Here is a 17,819-nt window from a genome sequence, read left to right on the forward strand (position 1 = left end):
CAGCAATACGGTACTGAACGAGTACGACACATACAGGAACATTAGCCGTTTCACTGCGGCGGTGCCGGCGGTCGGCTGGGCCGGGATGGCAGCTGCCTGGCTGGCGCGGCAGCCTCGGTAGCGGTGGGTGGTCGTGGTGTCCACGGCGGTGGGTCTCCTTCGTCTGCCAAGTCTGGGGGCTGCCGGGGGCCCGGTGTTACCGGGGGACCCAGCCGCGGACTTCCTGAGGTACTGAATGTCGGCGTCCTCCGACGGCGCGACCGGACTCCACCAGCCACGCCCGCATCGCCTCGGTGACGTCGCCGTGGTGGTCGGCGACGCGCTGGGACCACTCGGCGGCGTCGAACCCGCCCGTGGACGCGGAGCCATAGGTGCGCTCCTCCGTGCCGTCCGCGCGCGGGACGAACCCGCGGCGCAGACCCGGGGAGTCCTCCATCGAGCCGGCCGACATCGTGAACTGGTCGGCGCGCATCCGTACGGTGAAGGCCAGGCGGCCGCCGGCCTGACCCGTCGCGTGGGTCATGCGGTGCGCGAGGTGGGAGGCGCCGGAACGGATCGCCTGCTTCCCGGCGCGGCCGGCCATCGACTCACCGGGCGCGCCGACAACGTCCTTGCCCCGCACCCGCGCCTTCTCCCCAGTCCTCGTGCGGCGGCGTTCCACGTTCTCAGCCGCGATCCCGGACAACGCCTCGGTGTCACGTTCACCACCTCGCACCGCCCGCACGACCTGGCGCAACGCGTTGACCGGAGCCGCGGCCCTTGCCTGGTGAAGAACGGGAGAGGACGAGCGAGGCATCACGGCCCAGAATCCTGGCGACCTGACGCCGGGTGAAGCCCTGGTCGATCAGCTCCTGCGTCAGGCGTGCGGCCTCGTTCGGCCGGTCCGGGTCAGCGGGACTCACCCGTCACCCCCGGCTCCTGCTGTAGGGCGGCGCTACCGGGAAGCCAGACCAGACACTCGGCGGCACGGGTCGGCCCGGCAAGCAAATCCAGCGACCCCATCCCCCAATGCCGGGCCAAGGCATCCACCTCATCCAGCGACCACGGCTGCGCCCCGGCGGCGACGGGGAGAGTTGTCCTGTGTCAGCCCGACAGCGGCGGCCAGCTCGCGCTGGCTCTCCCCCGTGCGCTGCCTGATCGCGGCCACCGTCAGCCGCAGCGTCTCCAACGTACTCAGCACCATGCGACGCATTCTATCAATTTTTGATGGATATATCCCATCAATCATGGACAGAATAATTCATTTGGGTGATGTGGTCGTACAGCGGTCGACGGCGAAACCGTCCAGGAGCCATGGGAAGACGCAGACGGCCGGGCCCGGGAACGAGGGGTGGCGTTCCAACGGGGCCCGGCCGGCGGGAGGCCAGCAGCGCCGCAGGAGGGCGGCTGCTCTGCTCGGACGGCCCAGTGGGCGCTGTGGCGGGGCCGCCGTGCCGGGAATGCTAGACCCGCCGATCAGGCGATGGCCAGGGCTTTGACCTGCGGAATTTCGGCCGCGAACATGCCACCCGGTGGCGGTCGCAGCCGCCTCAATGACTCACCGCCCTTCCGTGCGACACCGGCGCTCAGGGCCGGCTACGCCAGAACAGCCATCGCGGCAACCGTCTCGAAGCCGCCAGGGTGCACCACAGCGGGACCGGGGCCGGCCGTGCTCACGCCTGACGGCTGCGCCCACCCGACGCGGGGCAGGTAGCCCAGCGGCCCCGGCTCTTCCGCCGGGGCCGGTGTCCGGTCCGTCACGGCGGGCGACGGTGGGGAACCGGTATGAGCTGAGATGAAGCTCAAGCAGGCCGCTTGTCCGGACACCCGCAGGAAGCGGCTGCCGGACCGGCCACCCGTCCTTAACCGCTCAGTGCTGTCGGCGAGGCGGCGGCGACGCGGGGCGCTTCCCGGTTCTGTTGCTGGGTTCCCGGGCGGATTGGTCACCGACGCGGCCTAGGGCCTTTGTGGCGCTGCGGATGAATTGGCCGGCGGAGCTGAGCGCCGTGGCCAGTGCCTGCTGGTCAGCTGGGGTCACGCCGTGGCGAGCGAGCCGACAGGCGTTGATCATGTTGGCCGCTGTCATTGTGGCGTCTTCCGCCGTCAAGGCACATGGATCGTCGGTATCTTCGTAGGTGCTGATCTCGGATGCGGTCCTCACCAGCCGCAGGGCCAGCAACCGAAGCCGCATCTCCTCGGAGTTGGTGAAGGTGTTGTAGCCGCGGATCAACGCAGTCAAGCCCTCAGGCGGATCCATTCCGGGGTCGGCACGCACCGCCGCATCAAGCTCTGCTTTCGCCAGCAGGACACCCAGCAGCAGCGGTGCGTCGTCTGGTCGCAGTCCGTGGGGGCGGCTTGTACGGTCCAGCGTCGGGGCAGCCCCCAGTGCGGTCAGCGCACGGTGCAAAGCCGCAGCGCTGGCCGGCCGGGGACCTGATGATCGTGTCGTCATCTCCGCGCCCGCCTGCCCGAAGATCCTTCGTTGTCATGTGGCGCGAGCCGTTGTCGCTGCGCCGCGGCGGCGGCTCTTGGCCTTGACAGGCTTGGGCATGGACATACTGGCCTTTTGCATCCTCTCGGACAGGCGAAGCATGTGGCCGATCTCGTCCTGGTACATCGCCAGGACCTCGTGGTTGGCCACGTCCTCGCCCAGCGGATTGATCCAGCCGGACAGCAGCCTGCGCAGTTCGGTGTTGATGCGGCGCAGTCGCCAGCCGACGCTCTCGGCGATCTTCGCCGGGTCCGTCGTGATCAGGTATCCGTTACGGAAGGACAGGAATGCCTTGCCCTTTTCCATAGTGATGTGGTCACGGACGTAGCCCTTGAGTCGCGTGAACTGGCTTTCGGTCGCGTTGATGCGGCTGCTGACCGTCTCCTTGGAGACGAGGACGTCTTCACCTGCGGCCTCGAAGATGTTCCACGCGAGTTCGGCCAGGTGCTGGGTGGCGACGGGTGGCGTACGCCCAGATTTGACCTCCTTGGGCTTGTGTGCGGTTGTGGCGGAACGGGGTGTCATCGCTATTCATCGCCTTCGTCGAGGATGCGCGCCAGCTCCTCGTCCATGGTCTTCTCGCCGGTCGTGACGACGGTGTCACACCAGTCCAACGCAGCGCGGATGCGACGGTGGTTGTCCAAGATCGCGCGGACCTCGCGGTCGGTGAACTCCGCCACGTGCAGGCCCGGGATTAGGCGTTGCATCTCCACGAGGAAGCTCGTACCAACGCCGATCAGCTCAAGCACCTCGCTCGATGCCCTGGCGTAGTCCACCGCTGGCTCACGGCGTCGCACCTGCCGAGCGGTCGCCGGGGCTTCTGCCTCATCTTCATCGTGATCTTCGGCCTCGTGCGCCGCTGCGAAGCGGGCTTCGGCAGCCTGCATCCGCTGCTCATGGTGGGCTCGGTAGAGGATGCGCTGGTTGGAAGTGTTGCCCATCACGCGATGTGCGACGTCCGGCCGGCGGATCAGTTCGCTGACGGCCTCGGCAGCGCTCTCGTCCTGTTCCAGCAGCACCCGTACCTGTCCCAGCTTCCTCGGCCTTGGTCAGCGGCCGAGAAGGGAGCCGCCCTGCGTAGCTGAGAGCTTTGTCTTCCGTCCATTGGTCGACGCCTCGGGGCGGATTGGTGATCAGGTCGAACCGGTCGTCCAGGGCGTCCAGGGCGCGGTGGATTGACCAGGAGACCCCTTCTGCCGCTTCTCGGGCGGCCAGGCAGTAGACACATGTCGGTAGCCGAGCAAGGTGTGGACGTTGATCCCGATCGCGTCGGCAAACCGGTCGAGCACGGGGAACACACCACGGGTGTGGTTACCAGGCCGCTGAACCGGGACCATCTTCAGAGTCAGGTCGCCGAGCCGGAACTGGACCCGGCTCTCCTCTTCCACCAAGTCCCGCCCCTGCTTAACGAAGCGAGCCCACTGCCGGTCCGTGAACTGCTGCGGAAACGGGCTGGTGATCTTCTTCGTGGCCATGAGGCCTCCTGCGCGCGAAAGATGCAGTGAGTGGGGCGAAAAAGACCGCGGCCATCTTCCCGCCCAAATTTCAGACAAAACGGCTGCTTTCAGTCTGTCCCTGCACCCGAATCCCATCAAGCAGTCCCGCTCCGGCGCAGGCGCGGCCGCTCCAAGGGCCACGTGAAGGCGGCGCCCTCGACCGGGCCGGCGTGACCGGCCCGCGCCCGCAGGGCCGAACGGCCTCGTGCGCTGGTGGGCCGGCGGCTGGTTCTAGGGTGGTCCGGCCGGGGGCGCTCTCAGGCGGCGCACCCACCTCGGCGGTCCGGCGGCCGCGTGAGGACGTCGAACGTGCGCTTCCCGAGGTACCGGGGCGGCGTCCCGGTACCTTCGTCGTCGACCACAGGGGGAAGATGATCGGCCTCGTGAGCGTTCGACCGGCGCGACTCGGAACGGCCCGGTCGCATCCGCCCGGAAGGCGGCGACGCTGAGCTCAGCTACATGTTCCTGCCGACAGTGTGGGGGCGGGGGTACGCAGCCGAGGCGTGCGAAGCGGCGCTGCGCTGGTTCGCCGGGGCGCTGCCCGGGGAGCCGGTGGTGCTGTGTACCCAAGCCGCCAACGACCGCTCGGTGCGCCTGGCGGTGAAGCTGGGGTTCACCGAGGTGGAGCGGTTCGAGGAGTTCGACGCCGAGCAGTGGTTCGGCGTGTGGTCCCTGACCAAGTCGGCCCGTTGAGCCGGCCGCCCGCCGGGCCCCTGACCGAGCCGGGCGCCGCCCTCCCGGAAGGCGGTGCCCGCGGATGAAGCTCAAGCAGGCTGCCCGTCCCCCACGTCCGAGCCGGCGGCCTGATCCGCGGGTAGCACCATCGGCCGGGCTCTGGAACGGGCGGCGATCCAGAGCCCGGCCGGCGGGCGGGAGGCAAGCAGCGCCGAGCCGCGGCGCGGCTGCTCTGGCCGGCGGCCCCGTGGTGCTGTGGTGGGGCCGCCGTGCCGGGAATGCTAGACCCGCCGGCTGGCATGTGGCCAGGGCTTTGACCTGCAGAGTTTCGGCCGCGCACATGCCAGCCGGGAGCGGTGGCGCATGGCCGGCCGGGCCTGCCCGTACTGCCCGAGCCCGACGGCCTCGGGGCGAACACCAGCTGGGTGTCCGCACCGAGGCCCTCCATCGGCCGCCGTGGGCTAGCGGGCGTTGCGGCGCACGAGGACCGTGAGTACCTCCCGGGCGTCGCGGCGGCGGTCGGCGTTGCGGGCGGCAACGGCGGTGAGGGCCGCGGCGGTGATCGCCACGGCGTACCAGGCGGTACCGGCGGCGGTGATGAGCGCGGCGTTGTGCAGGACGGGGGACACGGTTCTTCTCCTGGTGGTCGGGGCGCGTTGTTGGCGGTGCTACTGGCAGACGAGGTCGTGCAGCTGCTCGGTGATGGTCTCGGTGGGCAGGACGAAGGCGCCCAGGCGGTCGTCCTCGCGTACGGCGTCGAGGTCGTCGACCGTGCTGCGCCAGCTTGGGGTCGGGCCGGGCGAGGTCGGTGGTGTCGCCGGGCAGGTGCTGGCTGTGCCAGGGGATGTTGAAGAGGTAGAGGTCGATTGGCGGGACGCTGGGCGGGGGCGGTGCGGTGGGCAGGGAGCGGTTCGACTGGTCGGTGAGCCGGGCGGTCTCGTGGAAGTAGTGCTCGGCGTCCCTCAGCTCGCCGAGGGCGGCGTGGTGGAGGTAGAGGGCGTAGGCGGCGTTGCTCTCGCCGCCGCCGGCGGCGAACTGCCACCACCACTGGGCGTTGTTGGGGTGCCCGCTGAGGTAGAGAAGGGCGGCGAAGACGAGGGCGCCCTTGGGGTCGCGGGCGAGGCGCAGTCCGTCGAGGTGTTCGGGAGCGTCGTCCTCGTTGATGATGCAGGTGGCGAGGGTACGCAGGTCGCGTTCGGCGTGCTGCTGGAAGGTGAGGACCTGTTCCTCGTGCTCGGGCTGTTCGGCCGGGTGCGGCGGGTCGTTTTGCTCGGACGCGGCCTGCTGCTTGAGGGCGGCGATCTTCGCGGCGATGCGGCGGCGGCCGGCCTTCGGGTCGTAGCCGGTGAAGCGTGCGTAGGGGGCGGCGGTGTGTGTCAGGTGGTCGAGTTCGGTGTGCACCGGTCTACTCCTCGTCGGATTCTGAGACGGCGAGCAGCGTGAGCTTGCGGAGCTTGCTGTGGGCCTGGTGGACGAGCACGCGGACGGTGCCCGGGTTGATGCCCATGACGGCGGCGGTGTCGGCGGTGCTGTACTCGAGGAAGCGGTTGAACAGCAGTGCGTCGTACTGGCGCTCGGGCAGGCAGCTGATGGCGTGGTAGATCCCGAGCCCGTCTTCCAGTGCTTCGAAGACGGGGCGGGTGGCGCGGTTGGCGGCGTCCATGAAGACGGACTGCCTCGACCAGCATGAGGACCTCGCCGCGTTGGCGGCGCTCGGTCTCCACCGCGAAGCGCAGCAGCCCCCAGGCGTAGCCGGTCGGGTTGGGCCGGGTGAGGACCTGGTCCCAGTCGGCGCCGAGGTGGGCGAGACGTCCTCGACCAGGCCCTGGATCTGCTCCGGCTCGCTGAGGGTGAGCTGGGCGCGGGCGTAGTCGAGGTAGCGCTGGTGGAAGAGCGCGAAGAAGGCGTCGAACTCTATGGATACCAGCGGCTCGTGGTCGTCGTCGGCTGCGTGTCGGCGTCGTGGCCGTCGTGGTTCACGCGGCGGCCGCCGGGTCGGAGGCGACGCGGTGGCGCTCGGCGGATCCGGGGTGGTCGGCGACGGGCCGCACCCAGTCCTGGCCGGCCATCACGGTGGGCTGGGGGCGGACTGGGCGGATGAGGGTGTTCACTGCGGGCCTCTCGCGCTCGGTGCTGTCATTGCGTGGGGGAGACGTGACGTCAAGTGACAGCTTTCCGGCTCGAGGCGGGTTTCGTAGCCCGGACGAGAAGAAAGTTGCGGAGCGTGTCAATCCGCCTACCGAGTGGTCATGAGCAGGCCGAAGTCATGGGGAGGCCGTCGAGGAGTCGGCGCGGGCCGACCTTTCGGCGCGGTGTCCGCCGCCCGATCGGCAGACGCACCGGATGGGCTGGCCCCGCGCGGCTTGCAGGTCTTCGCCCTCGAGCGGCGCGGCCAGCTCCTCGGCCCACGCCCGTGCCAATGCACGCCCGTCCTGATGGGGTCGTCTGATGAACAGCCAGGCGGAGCGCCGGCTACTCCACGTTCCTTCAGATCCTCAACCCACAGCGTCGATGGGCCTTTCGTCGACCTTCCGCGGCTGGCCGGTCAGCGCGCGGCGTTCCGCAGGTGGAGCCCACCAGGACCGGTCTGGGCAGCTGGGTGTTGCCGGAGACGTCGGCGAGGCGCCAGCCCTCGCGCGCGCCGCACAGCGCGCATCCGGTCCGCAAGCTCCGCCGACGAGGGGACACGGCGCCGCGCCGCCCCTGCATACCGCGGTGCAGTGCGTAGCCTCCCCAACCGTGATCCCCAGCCCGGACGGCAGCCCCGTCCCGCCGCACCTGACCAAGGCGCTCGACTACCACGCCATCGAGATCGCCAAGCTCCTCCACCAGGCTCTCGAAGCCAGCAGGTGCACCTCCACTCCCCCTGATCACGACCTGCTGGAACATACGCGCCTCGTCGGCTACGCATCCTCTGACCTGCTCAGGTACGCGAAGCTCCTCTGCGGACTACAGGCCGTCCAGATGCAGGCAATCGGCTACTCGACTACCGCCGTGGCCCGCTACCTCCAGATCCCCGTCGCCGACGTCCCCCAGCTGGCAACCGAGGAAGCGCGCCAGCTTGTTCGCCGGCCTCATCAACTCCCCCGACCCCCACCACGACAGCTGCGCCCACGCTCTCGGCCGCAGCATCGCCTCCTGGGAATCGGCCGACCGCGATCGCACCGAGGTCGCCCTGGCCGCGCTGTTCCACAACCCCGACGATCCGGACTCCCTCCGCCATCTGCCCACCCGACTGCAGGACGCGGTGCAGGAGGTCGCCAAGGCCCTCGACACCGTCGCCACGTGAACTGCCTATCGCTCCGGGGCCTCGGCAACTACACCGACACGGCCGCCGACACAGTCTCCGGGGCCGCGCCGGCGCTGACGCCAGCCACCGAACTGACCCCACCGTTCGCGTCCGGCAGCCACAGCTCCGCGCTGCGCGCCCGCACCGCCGACCCCCGCCCGGTCACGGTCACGGTCACCCGCCGGCCCGTCAGCTGCCCCCACCCGTCCCCCAGCCCGCTCCACCGACCCGCGGTCACCTCCAGGTACAGCCGGGCGCCGGGCCAAGGGCCGGGGGTGATGAGGACGGTGCCGGTACGGCGCAGGTGGGCGGCGAGCCGGTCGAGGGTGCGCGGAGGCAGATGAGCAGGGGCGGCGGCCAGGACGACGGGGCAGGCCGCCGCGAGCGCGGTGACGACCTCGACGATGTGCTGCCCCGGGTCGTCGGCGACGAGGAAGCGGCGCAGGTCCAGGCCGTAACCGGCTGCAGCCGCAAGGCCGAGGTCGGGCAGGCCTACGGCCGCCGTCCAGGCGCATGGGTCGGCGATGGCGGACCCTGCGGCGATGGCGAGCAGCAGACTCGCATCCCCCACCTCGGTCACCGTGCCCCGGGCAAGTCCACCACCCGGCACCAGCGGGCGCAGCGGTTCCAGGACGGGGAGGGTGCCACTGTGCGCCTGGTGGGCGCGGGTCGCGGGCGAGGTCGCGTCCATGAGGTCGGCCAGGCGCCGGGCGGGGTCAGCGGCGTGGTCGGGGACCGCGGCGAGCGTCATCGGGTCCGCCCATTGGGGGGCGCGGAGTCTGCGGTGGGGTCGATCAGCAGCAGGGAAGTGTTGTCCACGACGATCCACGCGGCCTGCTTGTCCTCGCCCCAGCGGGCGTGTGCGATCCAGGGCGCGCCCGGGGCGGGGCGTCGGCGGACGGTGATCAGGGCCGAGCGCCAGGCGCCGCCCGCGCGGAGCCAGGCGAGCCGCCAGCAGCCCTCGCCCGGTTCGAGACCGGGCGGGCCCGCGAGCTCGGCCGGCACACGGACGGCATCGCGCGCGAAGCCGGTGTCCGTGGCGGTACGGGAGGGTTCCTCGATCGGACGGATGCGGGCGCCGTCAAACAGAAACCAGCCCCAGGCCTCCTCGCCCGGGCCGCCGGCCTCGGGCCCCCAGGCAACGTGGACCACCCACAGCGGGCTGCCGGGCGGGCGCCGCCACACGGTGAGCAGCGCGGGTTTCCAGTGGCCGTCGAGCCGGATCTCCACCAGGCGCCAGCGGCGGACGTCGTGGTAGCGGCCGGGCAGCGTCATCAGTTCCCTGGGCGCCCGCTCGGCATCGCCCGGCAGAGCGTCGGGGCGGGCGGCGAGGGAGAACGGAACGTCGGCGGTCACGCCCCCAAACTTAGGTCGAACGAATTTTCGATTCAAGTCTTCGGCCTTGCGACTCCCCAGGTCACAGCCGCTTTGCTCCAAGTCCCGGCCATCACAGGTCAGGATGGGATGGAGGGGATGCAGTAGGACCGGACCCGGAGGTGGCGATGCCGAAGGCGATCGCCAAGCTGTCGATCAGCTTCTCGTTGGTGTCGATCCCCGTGAACGTGTACGCGGCGACCGGTCGGCACACTGTGCCGCTGCACCAGGTCCACGCTGCCGACGGCGGCCGCATCCGCCAGCGCCGCGTCTGCGAGTACGACGGCCAGGACGTCCCGCCGGACCAGGTGGCCCGCGGCTACCAGGCCCCCGACGGGCGCACCGTCGTCCTCACCCCCGACGACCTCGACCAGCTGCCTCTGCCCACCACCCGCGAGATCCGCGTCCTCGGGTTCATGCCGGCCGAGCGCCTCGACCCCACCGTCTACGACAAGCCGTACTACCTCGGCCCCACCACGAAGGCCGCCGCCCGCCCGTACGCGCTGCTGCGCCAGGCCCTGCTCGACACCGGCCAGGTCGCCGTCGCCCGCACCGCCCTGCGCACCCGCGAAGCCCTCGCGGTACTGCGGGTGCGAGGGCGATCCAGCCGACCGGCACGCCCTCCCGCAGCAGCAACTGCACGCCGCCCGCGTCGGGTGTACTCCAGCTGCCAGCCCCGCCGAAGGCGGCGGTGACGTCGTCCTCGCGGTCCGGCTGGCGCGAAGCGGGATAGCGGGTCGACGACCGCTCTGCGCACCGGTGCGCGATCGTCTGCCCCGGCCGTCGCGGCCGGGGCGCCTCTCGCACTCTGGCAGCGGCGGCCCCGGAGGAACCAGCCGACATACGGACGGTTGGTGGTCAGCTCGAAAATGCTTTCAGGTGCTTGCGGAAGACGGCGTCGAGCTCGGTCACCGTGTTCTCGGTCAGGGCCTCGTCGTGCAGCCTGAACAGGGCGGATGAGGTTTTCGGCAAGGACAGGGTCCCCAGGACGCAACAGTGAACGCCGGCCCGCGAGACATTGTCTCGCGGGCCGGCGTCGGGCAGGGCGGGCCGGGTCAGCGTCGATGGGCAGTGACCCGGAACCGTGCCTCCGGCATCAGCTTGAGCACGAAGCCGAGCTGAATGGCCACCAGTGGCCACAGCAGCCATCCAGGCCCACTGATCATCAGGATGAACAGCAGCGGCCCTGCCAGTGTGATACCGGCGACGGCCCGCAGGTGCGGGAAGAACCGTAGCGGCGAGAGGGCCAGCAGGAGCACCAGGGAGGGCACGCCGAACAGCGGGAAGAAGATGTACCCCAACCCGAGCAGCCCGTAGGGCACTTGGTCGTACGACGGGCGGAACAGCAGGGTGAGCACGCCGGCCAGCACGAACCAGCCCACGGCGAAGGCCAGGATGTACCTGACCGCCGCCCGGAGGAACCAGCGCAGCGCACCCTCCTCCCGCGCCTCGGCACCCATCAGCAGTTACCGGAGCATTCGAACTTGGCGTCGCGGCCGCCTGCAAGCGGGGGCGACGCGCCGAGCCCGTCGTCGATGGGGAAAGAGGTCGCCCTGTCCACACCTAGCATGTTCGGCGCCATCCCTCGACGATACTGCACCACCTCCATGTTCGGGTACCTGTCCCCCTTGCGCTCCACCGAGACGGAGTGCGTGCCGAGGCTGACCGTCACCGTCGCGTTGACGGAGAACGTGTCCATCGCGGAGTTGATCCCGTGGATGTCCATCTTGATCTTGTCCGCGGAGAGTTCGAGCGGGTTGATGTTGTTGTGCCAGGCCAGCGTCGTGTCCTTGCCGCTGTACGGGCCGACGTCCAGCGGTCGGGCGGGAATCAGTTTGGACTCGAAGCGATAGGGCCCGGCACCCCACGGATTTGAGGTCGACGGCGCGACGGTGAAGCTGATCTCGCCGGTCGCGGTGTCCCAGAACAGCGCCATCCGGTAGGCGGCCTCAGGGTCGTCGGAGGGGCCGCGGTCGTCACCACGCAATTGGAGGAGCGCTGCGTATTGGGTGTGGATGTAGAAGCGGACCATGATGATGCCGTGGTCCTCCGAGGACTTCGCGGTGGACAGCACCCTGCGCTGCGCCTTCGCCGGTGGGATGCATCCGAAACCGAACTGGCTGGCGTCGTCCACCTTGTCGGCCGGCGGCGTGTACGGGGCGGGCGTCGATGTGGAGGGCGCGGTGTCCGGGCAGCTGTTGACCGCCCATGGGCTGTAGCTGCACGAAGCCGCACCACCCGAGGAGTTGGTCGCGTTGCAGCCGACCTGGAAGATGCTGCAGGTGGGGCCGCCGCCGCAGACATCCTTGACGCCGTCGGCACAGGGTGCGAGTCCGCTCGGGTCGGTCAGGTTGACCGGATTGTTCTCGCTGTAGGCGTAGGCGTTCCACTGCTGCGGGCTGGTGGGCTGGGTGATCGGGTCGGGACTGATGAACCGTCCGGTGCCCGGCTGGTACATCCGGGCACCGAGCGTGGTCAGCCCCGTCGAGTCGTCCTTCAGACCACCCACGAAGCCCTTGTCACCGGCCCAGGTGCTCGGCTGGCTGCCGCGCGGGTTGCCGAACGGGTCCAGCGGACGCCTGGTCTCGGCCAGCGTGGTCGCATCGATCGACAGGATGTTGCTGCCATGGTTGTCCGCGAACTCGAAGCACTGCGACTTGCTCTGACGCACCAGCGTCATACCGCCGGGGATGGTGTAGTACCGGGTCCCGGTCACCGCGCCTGTGGTGCTGCTGTAGTGGAGCTCGTCGTTGCCGAGGTACACCGTGGTGCCGCTCGGGTCCTGCTTCTCCAGTTGCTTGCCGGCGGCGTCGTAGACGTAGGTCACCTTGCCGGCCGTCGTGTTGGTGAACTGACCGAGCTGGCCCTCGCTGTTCCAGGACAGGGTGGTCTGCTTCCCGGCGGCGTCGGTCATCTGGGTGGTGTCACCCGAGGCGTCGTACTGCGTGCTGGTGACCGACGGGGTGCCAGCACCGGTGACGGAGCTGGCGGAGACCAGCGCGTGTGGACCCGCGACCGCGCCGTTGAGCCCGTTGACCGTCCCCGGGGCCGGGAAGGCCTGGGTGACGGTGCGGTCGGCGGCGGTGTTGCCCGCCGGGTCGTGCTGGACGAACTGGGTCCGGTTACCGGTGGCGTCGTACTGGTAGCTCTGCCAGTAGGCGGCCGGCCCGCCGACCGTGGTCAGTGCCGGAGCCTGCGCGCCGCTGGTGGGCGTGGAGTTCCCACACGAGCCCTGTCCGCCGACCGAGGGTTGCGCGGCCAGTGCGAGCGCGCCGGTGTCGCTCCAAGCCGTCGTGAGGCGCCCCAGGTAGTCGTAGCCGAAGCACTGCAGGTCAGTGGAGGAGGGAACGTTGTCGGGAATGTTCCGCACGCCGGTGATCTGCCCGCTCTTGTTGTACGCGTACGTGGTCTGCTGCACCGCGCCGGTGCCGGCGGTCTGCTTGTCCACGAACTGCGAGAGCATCCGTCCGGTCGACTCGTCGTAGGTGTTGGTCAGGACGATCTGTGTGCCCCAAGGGTTGACCGTGGCGCGGATGCTGCGGCCGTATGCGTCCCAGTCCGAGGACAGGTCGTAGGTGGCACCGCCGAGGGCACCGTAGGAGCGCAGCGGGCCGTAGGAGTCGTAGGTGTAGTGGACCGTCTCCTCGGCGATGTCGCCGACTGCAGAACGGTCGTCGTCGGTCAGTGCGCCGGTGATCGGGTCGTATTGTGCCTGGTAGGTGTAGGTGAACGGGGTCGTCGCGCTCTGGCCGATGTCCGTGCCGGGGATTGTGGTGGTGGTTGTGGTGGGGTGGTAGGCGGTGTCGTAGGTCAGCACGGAGCTGGTGTAGGCCGGGCCGCCAGCGCCGTTGGTGTACCGGGTGGAGGAGCCGGGCTGGCCCGTCAGCACGGTGTCGTAGGTGTAGGAGGTCAGCTGGTTGGCCGACGCCACCGAACCGTTGTAGGAACCGGTCTTGCGACCCAGCAGGTCGTAGGTGTAGGCGATGGTCTGGTGACGGCCGTCGGTCTGGCTCACCAGGCTGCCGCCCGGGTTGTAGACCTGGGTCACAGTGCCGCTGTCCGGGTCGGTCGAGCTGGTCTGGCGGCCGCGAAGGTCGTAGCCGTAGCTCCAGACGTTGCCCACCGAGTCGGTCCGGGTGGCTGGCTTGCCGCTGGGGGTGGAGGTGAACACGGTGACGTCCGCGTCGGACTGCTTGCCCGTGGCGGTGGCGGTGCGGTACTGCCAGATCTGCGCCACCTTGCCGCGGGCGTCGGTCACCGTGCTGGTCGGCGTGGTGCCGGTCGGCGGGGTGACGTCGGTGCGGTCAACACCCGGGTAGCCGGTGGTCGTGGTGGTCTGCACCACGCCGTAGGCCAGGAACTGGGTGGTGACCGGTCGGCCCTGGCCGTCGAAGACGGTGTAGGTCTGTGCCGGGACCTTCTGCGTGGTGGTCAGGAACGGCGTGGTGCTGGGTGCGGCGTCGTTGTTGTACCAGGCCGCGTTGGAGCGCATGGTACGGCCCTGCGAGTCGTAGTTCGTGTCGGTGATCATGCGGCCCTGGTAGGCCGAGATCGCCGGGTCGGCCTGTACCTGCACGGTCCGTGCCAGGCCGTCCATGATCTGGATCGACGTGGTGTAGGTGTCGTTGGGCAGCAGGCTCTTGGTCGTGACGGTCGGCGGGACCGCCGCATTGTTCACGACACCGGGCACCGAGTAGGCGAAGGTCTTGCTGGCGTTCTGGCCGGTGGTCCGGCCCGGCTGCCAGACCGCGGTGAGCCGGCCGAGAGCGTCGTACGCCTTGGTGGTGACCCGCCCGTTGGGGTCCGTCACCACCAGCGGCAGGGCACGCCCAGGAGCCATGGTGGTGGTGGTGATCCGGCCCGCGCTCTGCGCGTCCGGGGCGCCGGCCGGCGCCGGAGTGGTCACCGTCATCGAGTTGGGCAGCTCGCCCGGGCCCGCCGCGGAGTACGCCGTCGTGAAGGTGACACCGCTGTGTGTGCTGTCGGTGTGGTTCGGGTCAGTCACCGTGGCCGAGCGCCCGTAGGCGTCGTAGGTGGTGATCGCCGAGGTAGTGAAGGTCGGGTTGCCCGAGCCGTCGATGCTCTCCACGGCCTGGGCACTGGTCACATCATGGGCGGCGCCGAGCTGGTTGAGCGGCCGGCCGTCGTAGAACGAGCGGGTCCAGGTCACCGTGTTGGACGCGGTCGGGGTTGCGGTGCAGGCGCTGCTACCCGAGACGGTCTGCTGCTCGGAGGGCAGCGAGGACACCTGCGGGTCGGAGCCGGCCGCGTACGAGTCCCGCTCGCAGCTGTCCGGCAGGCCGTCCGCGCTGTTCAGGACGGTGAGCACGCGATTGGCGTGCGCGGGGTCGGTGGTCGTGGTGGTGCTGGTGGCCCGCCAGGTGCCGTCCGCCTTCAATGCCTTGGCCTTGGTGACTGCGGTGGTGGAGGTGTAACGGGCGATCAGGGGCGGCAGGCTGCCGCGGCTGTGGGTCGCGGTGGTGCTCGGACCGCTGCTGGTGTTCACCGTGTACGCGGTGATCGAGCCGCCGGCGGCAGAGTAGGTGTCGGTCTCCAGAGCCCGGCCGGAGAGCCAGTCGGAGTCGGTCACCGAGCCGCTCTTCGGTCCCGCCACCGAAACGCTGCGGGCCGTGCCTCCGCTCAGCAGGTCGCCGTCCATTCCCTGGTGGAAGGTGCTCGAACTCTGCGCCTGCGGGCCGTCGTTGCCGCTGCCGGTGACCGTGGTCACCGAGGCATAGCCGCGGAACTGGTCCCAGGTGCGGTCCATGTCCTTGACCATCGGCGAGTCGTTGCGGTGCCAGGCCGCGTTGCCGTAGCTGTAGGAGGTGGTCTGCGGCGTGGAGCCGGCCATGTTGGGGTTGACCGTCACGGTGCTCACCGGGTAGCGCAGGAACCAGTCGTCGATCGGCTGGGCGTTCGGCTGCTCCGTCGACGGATGCCACTTGACGTTGTAGCAGGAGAGCGTGTCGGTGTCGGCCGTAGCGGGCATGACGTTGTTCACCCGCGAACAGGCCGCCTGGGCGTAGTTGACGCCGATCGTGCCACCGGTCTCAGTGGTGATCAGCTGGATGCGCGGGCGGTTGAACGCCGGCCGGGCGGGGATCAGGTTGGTGCCGTCCACCCGGTTCGGCAGCAGCTGCTCGGTGAAGCTGACCGCAGGCAGCGAGACCGAGGTGCCCGAGACGGTGGAGTCCTGCCCGGTGCGCTGGACCGAGCCGAGCCATGGGACCTGGGTGTTCTCAGTGGCGTTCTGCACGTTCACAAAGCGGTGGTTGAGGGCATAGCCGTCCACCGGGATGTACGTGCCCTTCGACCGGATCTGGGTGGTAATGCCGGTCAGCCACTTGCTGGTCCAGAAAGTCGGCTGGTAGTTGGTGCAGGAGCCGGCGGCGTCGCACTGCTCGTCCATCGGGACATCCGGCCAGTTGGCCGCGTTCGCCTTCGTGCGCTGCGAGGGGTCGCAGGCGGTCGTCGACGTGACACAGCGCTCGGCCGAGTTGAAGACGATCTGGGCCGCGGCCTGGTAGTTGCCACCCGCGCCGAGCTGGTCGGAGAGGCGCTGGCCGTAGCTGATCGCAGAGAGCACACCGGAGCGGGTGTAGGCGGTGTTGGTCCCGGTGCCGTTGTTCTGGCCGCCGCCGAGCGCGTAGTAGTTGGTCTCGGGGGCGTAGGTGTAGGTGGTCAGGTTGCCGTGCGGATCGACGACGTAGTCGAGGTTCCACCGCCAGCCCGCGTTGCACCAGGACTTCTGGCCCTTGGAACTGTCGTAGCAGGGGTCGCCGCTCTTGGGCGAGTAGACCGGGACCGTCCAGGCCGAGTTGCTGGCCGGACCGGTGCCAGTCGGATTGCCGTTCGCGTCGGGCAGGTGGTTCAGACCCAGGTAGTAGGCGTTGCCCGCGGTGTCGGTCACCTTGAGGTAGGAGCCGTTCCAGGTGCCGTTGGTGGCGCCGGTCAGGAACTGCACCTTGATTCCGTCGTCGCTCTTCAGCCGCCAGGTGCAGTTGGACTGCTCAGTGGCGCCCGGGGCGTTCGCCTGGCAACTCGCGTCGTCCGGCACCAGTTCGCCGGAGTGCCCGCTTAGGGACAGGGTCAGGTTGGCGCCCGCCCAGCAGTCGTCCCCGGAGTTGGTGATGCCGTCGTTGTTGCAGGATTGGTATGAGCGCTCCACGTAGCCGGGGCTGTAGCTCCAGCCGTCGCCGATCCAGGACGCCTGGGCGTTGGTGGAGGAGGTCAGGCCGTCCACGGAGGAGGAGTTGTAGGAGAGCGCGACCTGAGGCGTTGCGCCACCGAGGGTGGGCGGCGAAGCGATCGGGTAGCTGTAGGTGAACGAGCCCGAGGAGCCGCCGGAGGTCCAGGCCTGCGACGGGTTCAGACTGGTGGCCGCGTAGGTGCCGGCGCCGCTGGAGGAGCCGCTGACGGCGGCCAGCACCATCGGCGCGGCGGCCGTGGCGAGCGCGTCGGCCCGCGCTGCGGAGTTCGCAGCACCACGCGGCAGGGCACCATTGTGGGTGCCGCTCGCCGGCAGGGTGACGTCGGCGACCAGCTTTTTGATGGCCGGGTCGTAGTGCGAGGGGACCGGCTGCTGGGCGAGGCAACCCGGCTCCTGGGGCGTCGTCAGCGAGCAGGCCGGAAGCTCCACCACATGGGCGCGGGAGGCCCAGTCGCCGCCGATGCCGGTACCCAGCTGCGTGGTGTCGAGCGCCACCTCGACCCGGCTGCCGGGGGCGGAGTCGGTGCGGGAGAGGGAGAGCGCGAGGCCCGACAAGCCGGCGGCCGAGGTGGTCTTGGCATCGGCCACGTCCACCCGCACGTTCTGCTTGGCGGCCGGCGCGGCGGCCTGGTCGCCGGGGGTCGCGGCCAACGGGGCGATGGTCACGGGCAGGTTCTGCGCCTGGGCCGGGTCACCGGCGGGTGCGGGCGGCGGCGTGCCGTCCGGCTGCGCCTGGGCCGTCCTCGCACCGGTGGTCGGCGCGGCGCCGAGCACGACGTCGGCCGTGCCGTGCGGGTGCGGCTTCGAAGCGGTGGCGGCCGGCGGCTGCCAGGTCGGCGGCACCGGGTGTTCCGGCTTCGGGGCCGCCACCGGTGCGGAGTCCTTCCCGCCACGGAGGGGGTCGTCGGCAGGGCGGTATTCGGCGGGGACCACTTGCGTGAGTAGCTCAGGCCCGTCCGCTGCCGCGAGCGGCAGCGGACCGAGCATCGAGCCGAGGACAGCAACCGTCGTGACGGCCGCCAGCCGTCCACGCAGTCTCCCCCTCCTGCCCCTTTTGTTCCTTAAAATCGGTGGTCGTCCAAATGGCATGCTATTTACCCCCACGCAGCTTTTGGCCCTCCGAATACGGAAGGCACGTCCTGTATCCGAACTGGCGGAAGGTACGCCCGTTGGTGACGGAACGTCAAGACCTTGTGACTGGTGAGGATTCTCATAGGGAGTCCACGAATCGGCTTTATCGATGCAAGTATGGACTTCGGCATCGAATTGAACTGGCCGATGTCAGTGCGTCCCCCTACGTTGCCT

The 17,819-nt window shown here is 69.7% G+C and carries 17 protein-coding genes and 1 pseudogene; 4 read left to right on the forward strand and 14 right to left on the reverse strand.

What is annotated here, in order from left to right:
• Positions 1-196: 196 nt before the first annotated feature.
• The 7 genes from BOQ63_RS00005 to BOQ63_RS00035 form a co-directional block, all read right to left on the reverse strand.
• Positions 197-622, reverse strand: a complete 426-nt coding sequence (locus BOQ63_RS00005; RefSeq protein ID WP_499503170.1) for a hypothetical protein — start codon at positions 620-622, stop codon at positions 197-199.
• Between the two features lie 408 nt (positions 623-1,030).
• On the reverse strand, positions 1,031-1,183 hold the full coding sequence (locus BOQ63_RS00010) for a hypothetical protein (protein WP_499503172.1): 153 nt from the start codon (positions 1,181-1,183) through the stop codon (positions 1,031-1,033).
• Positions 1,184-1,849: 666 nt separating this feature from the next.
• On the reverse strand, positions 1,850-2,386 hold the full coding sequence (locus BOQ63_RS00015; protein ID WP_143174548.1) for a hypothetical protein: 537 nt from the start codon (positions 2,384-2,386) through the stop codon (positions 1,850-1,852).
• A 78-nt stretch (positions 2,387-2,464) separates the two neighbouring features.
• Entirely contained in the window at positions 2,465-2,995 is a 531-nt protein-coding gene (locus tag BOQ63_RS00020; protein ID WP_030286754.1) for a hypothetical protein, read from the reverse strand.
• 2 nt (positions 2,996-2,997) lie between these two features.
• A complete protein-coding gene (locus BOQ63_RS00025) occupies positions 2,998-3,483 on the reverse strand; it encodes a DUF6192 family protein (protein WP_499503638.1) in 486 nt (161 codons plus the stop codon).
• Positions 3,365-3,685 (reverse strand): DUF6192 family protein, encoded by a 321-nt coding sequence (locus BOQ63_RS00030; RefSeq protein ID WP_499503640.1) that lies wholly within the window; start codon positions 3,683-3,685, stop codon positions 3,365-3,367. The genes BOQ63_RS00025 and BOQ63_RS00030 overlap by 119 nt, the downstream gene beginning before the upstream one ends.
• The gene (locus tag BOQ63_RS00035; protein WP_499503175.1) at positions 3,604-3,945 is read right to left on the reverse strand and encodes a hypothetical protein; all 342 of its coding nucleotides are present in this window, start codon (positions 3,943-3,945) and stop codon (positions 3,604-3,606) included. The genes BOQ63_RS00030 and BOQ63_RS00035 overlap by 82 nt, the downstream gene beginning before the upstream one ends.
• 289 nt (positions 3,946-4,234) lie before the next feature.
• Between BOQ63_RS00035 and BOQ63_RS00040 the strand changes: the two are divergent.
• Positions 4,235-4,659 (forward strand): annotated as a pseudogene (locus BOQ63_RS00040) (GNAT family N-acetyltransferase); the annotation flags it as partial.
• Positions 4,660-5,102: 443 nt separating this feature from the next.
• Here the strand turns inward: BOQ63_RS00040 and BOQ63_RS00045 are convergent.
• Positions 5,103-5,270 (reverse strand): hypothetical protein, encoded by a 168-nt coding sequence (locus tag BOQ63_RS00045; protein WP_167395607.1) that lies wholly within the window; start codon positions 5,268-5,270, stop codon positions 5,103-5,105.
• Between the two features lie 142 nt (positions 5,271-5,412).
• Between BOQ63_RS00045 and BOQ63_RS00050 the strand changes: the two genes are divergently transcribed.
• Complete coding sequence (locus BOQ63_RS00050; protein WP_499503178.1) at positions 5,413-6,084, forward strand: hypothetical protein; 672 nt, start codon at positions 5,413-5,415, stop codon at positions 6,082-6,084.
• Here the strand turns inward: BOQ63_RS00050 and BOQ63_RS00055 are convergent.
• Positions 6,047-6,304: an RNA polymerase sigma factor gene (locus BOQ63_RS00055; protein ID WP_499503180.1), complete on the reverse strand. Its 258-nt coding sequence runs from the start codon at positions 6,302-6,304 to the stop codon at positions 6,047-6,049. The genes BOQ63_RS00050 and BOQ63_RS00055 overlap by 38 nt on opposite strands.
• A gap of 313 nt (positions 6,305-6,617) precedes the next feature.
• Positions 6,618-6,752 carry a hypothetical protein gene (locus tag BOQ63_RS00060; protein ID WP_318277766.1) on the reverse strand — a complete coding sequence of 45 codons (135 nt, stop codon included), beginning with the start codon at positions 6,750-6,752 and terminating at the stop codon, positions 6,618-6,620.
• 950 nt (positions 6,753-7,702) lie between these two features.
• Between BOQ63_RS00060 and BOQ63_RS00065 the strand changes: the two genes are divergently transcribed.
• Positions 7,703-7,930 (forward strand): hypothetical protein, encoded by a 228-nt coding sequence (locus tag BOQ63_RS00065; RefSeq protein ID WP_499503182.1) that lies wholly within the window; start codon positions 7,703-7,705, stop codon positions 7,928-7,930.
• A 28-nt stretch (positions 7,931-7,958) separates the two neighbouring features.
• Here the strand turns inward: BOQ63_RS00065 and imuA' are convergent, their stop codons facing one another.
• A complete protein-coding gene (imuA', locus tag BOQ63_RS00070; RefSeq protein ID WP_072652932.1) occupies positions 7,959-8,681 on the reverse strand; it encodes a DnaE2-dependent mutagenesis accessory factor ImuA' in 723 nt (240 codons plus the stop codon).
• A complete protein-coding gene (locus BOQ63_RS00075) occupies positions 8,678-9,286 on the reverse strand; it encodes a hypothetical protein (protein ID WP_072652933.1) in 609 nt (202 codons plus the stop codon). The genes imuA' and BOQ63_RS00075 overlap by 4 nt, the downstream gene beginning before the upstream one ends.
• A 146-nt stretch (positions 9,287-9,432) precedes the next feature.
• Between BOQ63_RS00075 and ku the strand changes: the two genes are divergently transcribed.
• A complete protein-coding gene (gene ku / locus BOQ63_RS00080; protein ID WP_072652934.1) occupies positions 9,433-9,999 on the forward strand; it encodes a non-homologous end joining protein Ku in 567 nt (188 codons plus the stop codon).
• Positions 10,000-10,359: 360 nt separating this feature from the next.
• On the opposite strand, the gene BOQ63_RS00085 is transcribed toward ku, so the two are convergent.
• Together BOQ63_RS00085 and BOQ63_RS00090 are read right to left on the reverse strand one after the other, a co-directional pair.
• Positions 10,360-10,764, reverse strand: coding sequence for a hypothetical protein (locus BOQ63_RS00085; protein WP_072652935.1), 405 nt, complete (start codon positions 10,762-10,764; stop codon positions 10,360-10,362).
• Complete coding sequence (locus tag BOQ63_RS00090; protein ID WP_143174549.1) at positions 10,764-17,384, reverse strand: RHS repeat domain-containing protein; 6,621 nt, start codon at positions 17,382-17,384, stop codon at positions 10,764-10,766. Before BOQ63_RS00090 ends, BOQ63_RS00085 begins: the two co-directional genes overlap by 1 nt.
• Positions 17,385-17,819: the final 435 nt, after the last annotated feature.

This window comes from Streptomyces viridifaciens (assembly GCF_001888885.2).
Classification (GTDB): Bacteria; Actinomycetota; Actinomycetes; order Streptomycetales; family Streptomycetaceae; genus Kitasatospora; species Kitasatospora aureofaciens.

Coding starts and splice junctions, on each gene's coding strand:
- BOQ63_RS00055 (WP_499503180.1), bottom strand. CDS start 6,304: ATGGACGCCGCCAACCGCGCCACCCGCCCCGTCTTCGAAGCACTGGAA.
- BOQ63_RS00085 (WP_072652935.1), bottom strand. CDS start 10,764: ATGGGTGCCGAGGCGCGGGAGGAGGGTGCGCTGCGCTGGTTCCTCCGG.
- BOQ63_RS00020 (WP_030286754.1), bottom strand. CDS start 2,995: ATGACACCCCGTTCCGCCACAACCGCACACAAGCCCAAGGAGGTCAAA.
- ku (WP_072652934.1), top strand. CDS start 9,433: ATGCCGAAGGCGATCGCCAAGCTGTCGATCAGCTTCTCGTTGGTGTCG.
- BOQ63_RS00035 (WP_499503175.1), bottom strand. CDS start 3,945: ATGGCCACGAAGAAGATCACCAGCCCGTTTCCGCAGCAGTTCACGGAC.
- BOQ63_RS00010 (WP_499503172.1), bottom strand. CDS start 1,183: ATGGTGCTGAGTACGTTGGAGACGCTGCGGCTGACGGTGGCCGCGATC.
- imuA' (WP_072652932.1), bottom strand. CDS start 8,681: ATGACGCTCGCCGCGGTCCCCGACCACGCCGCTGACCCCGCCCGGCGC.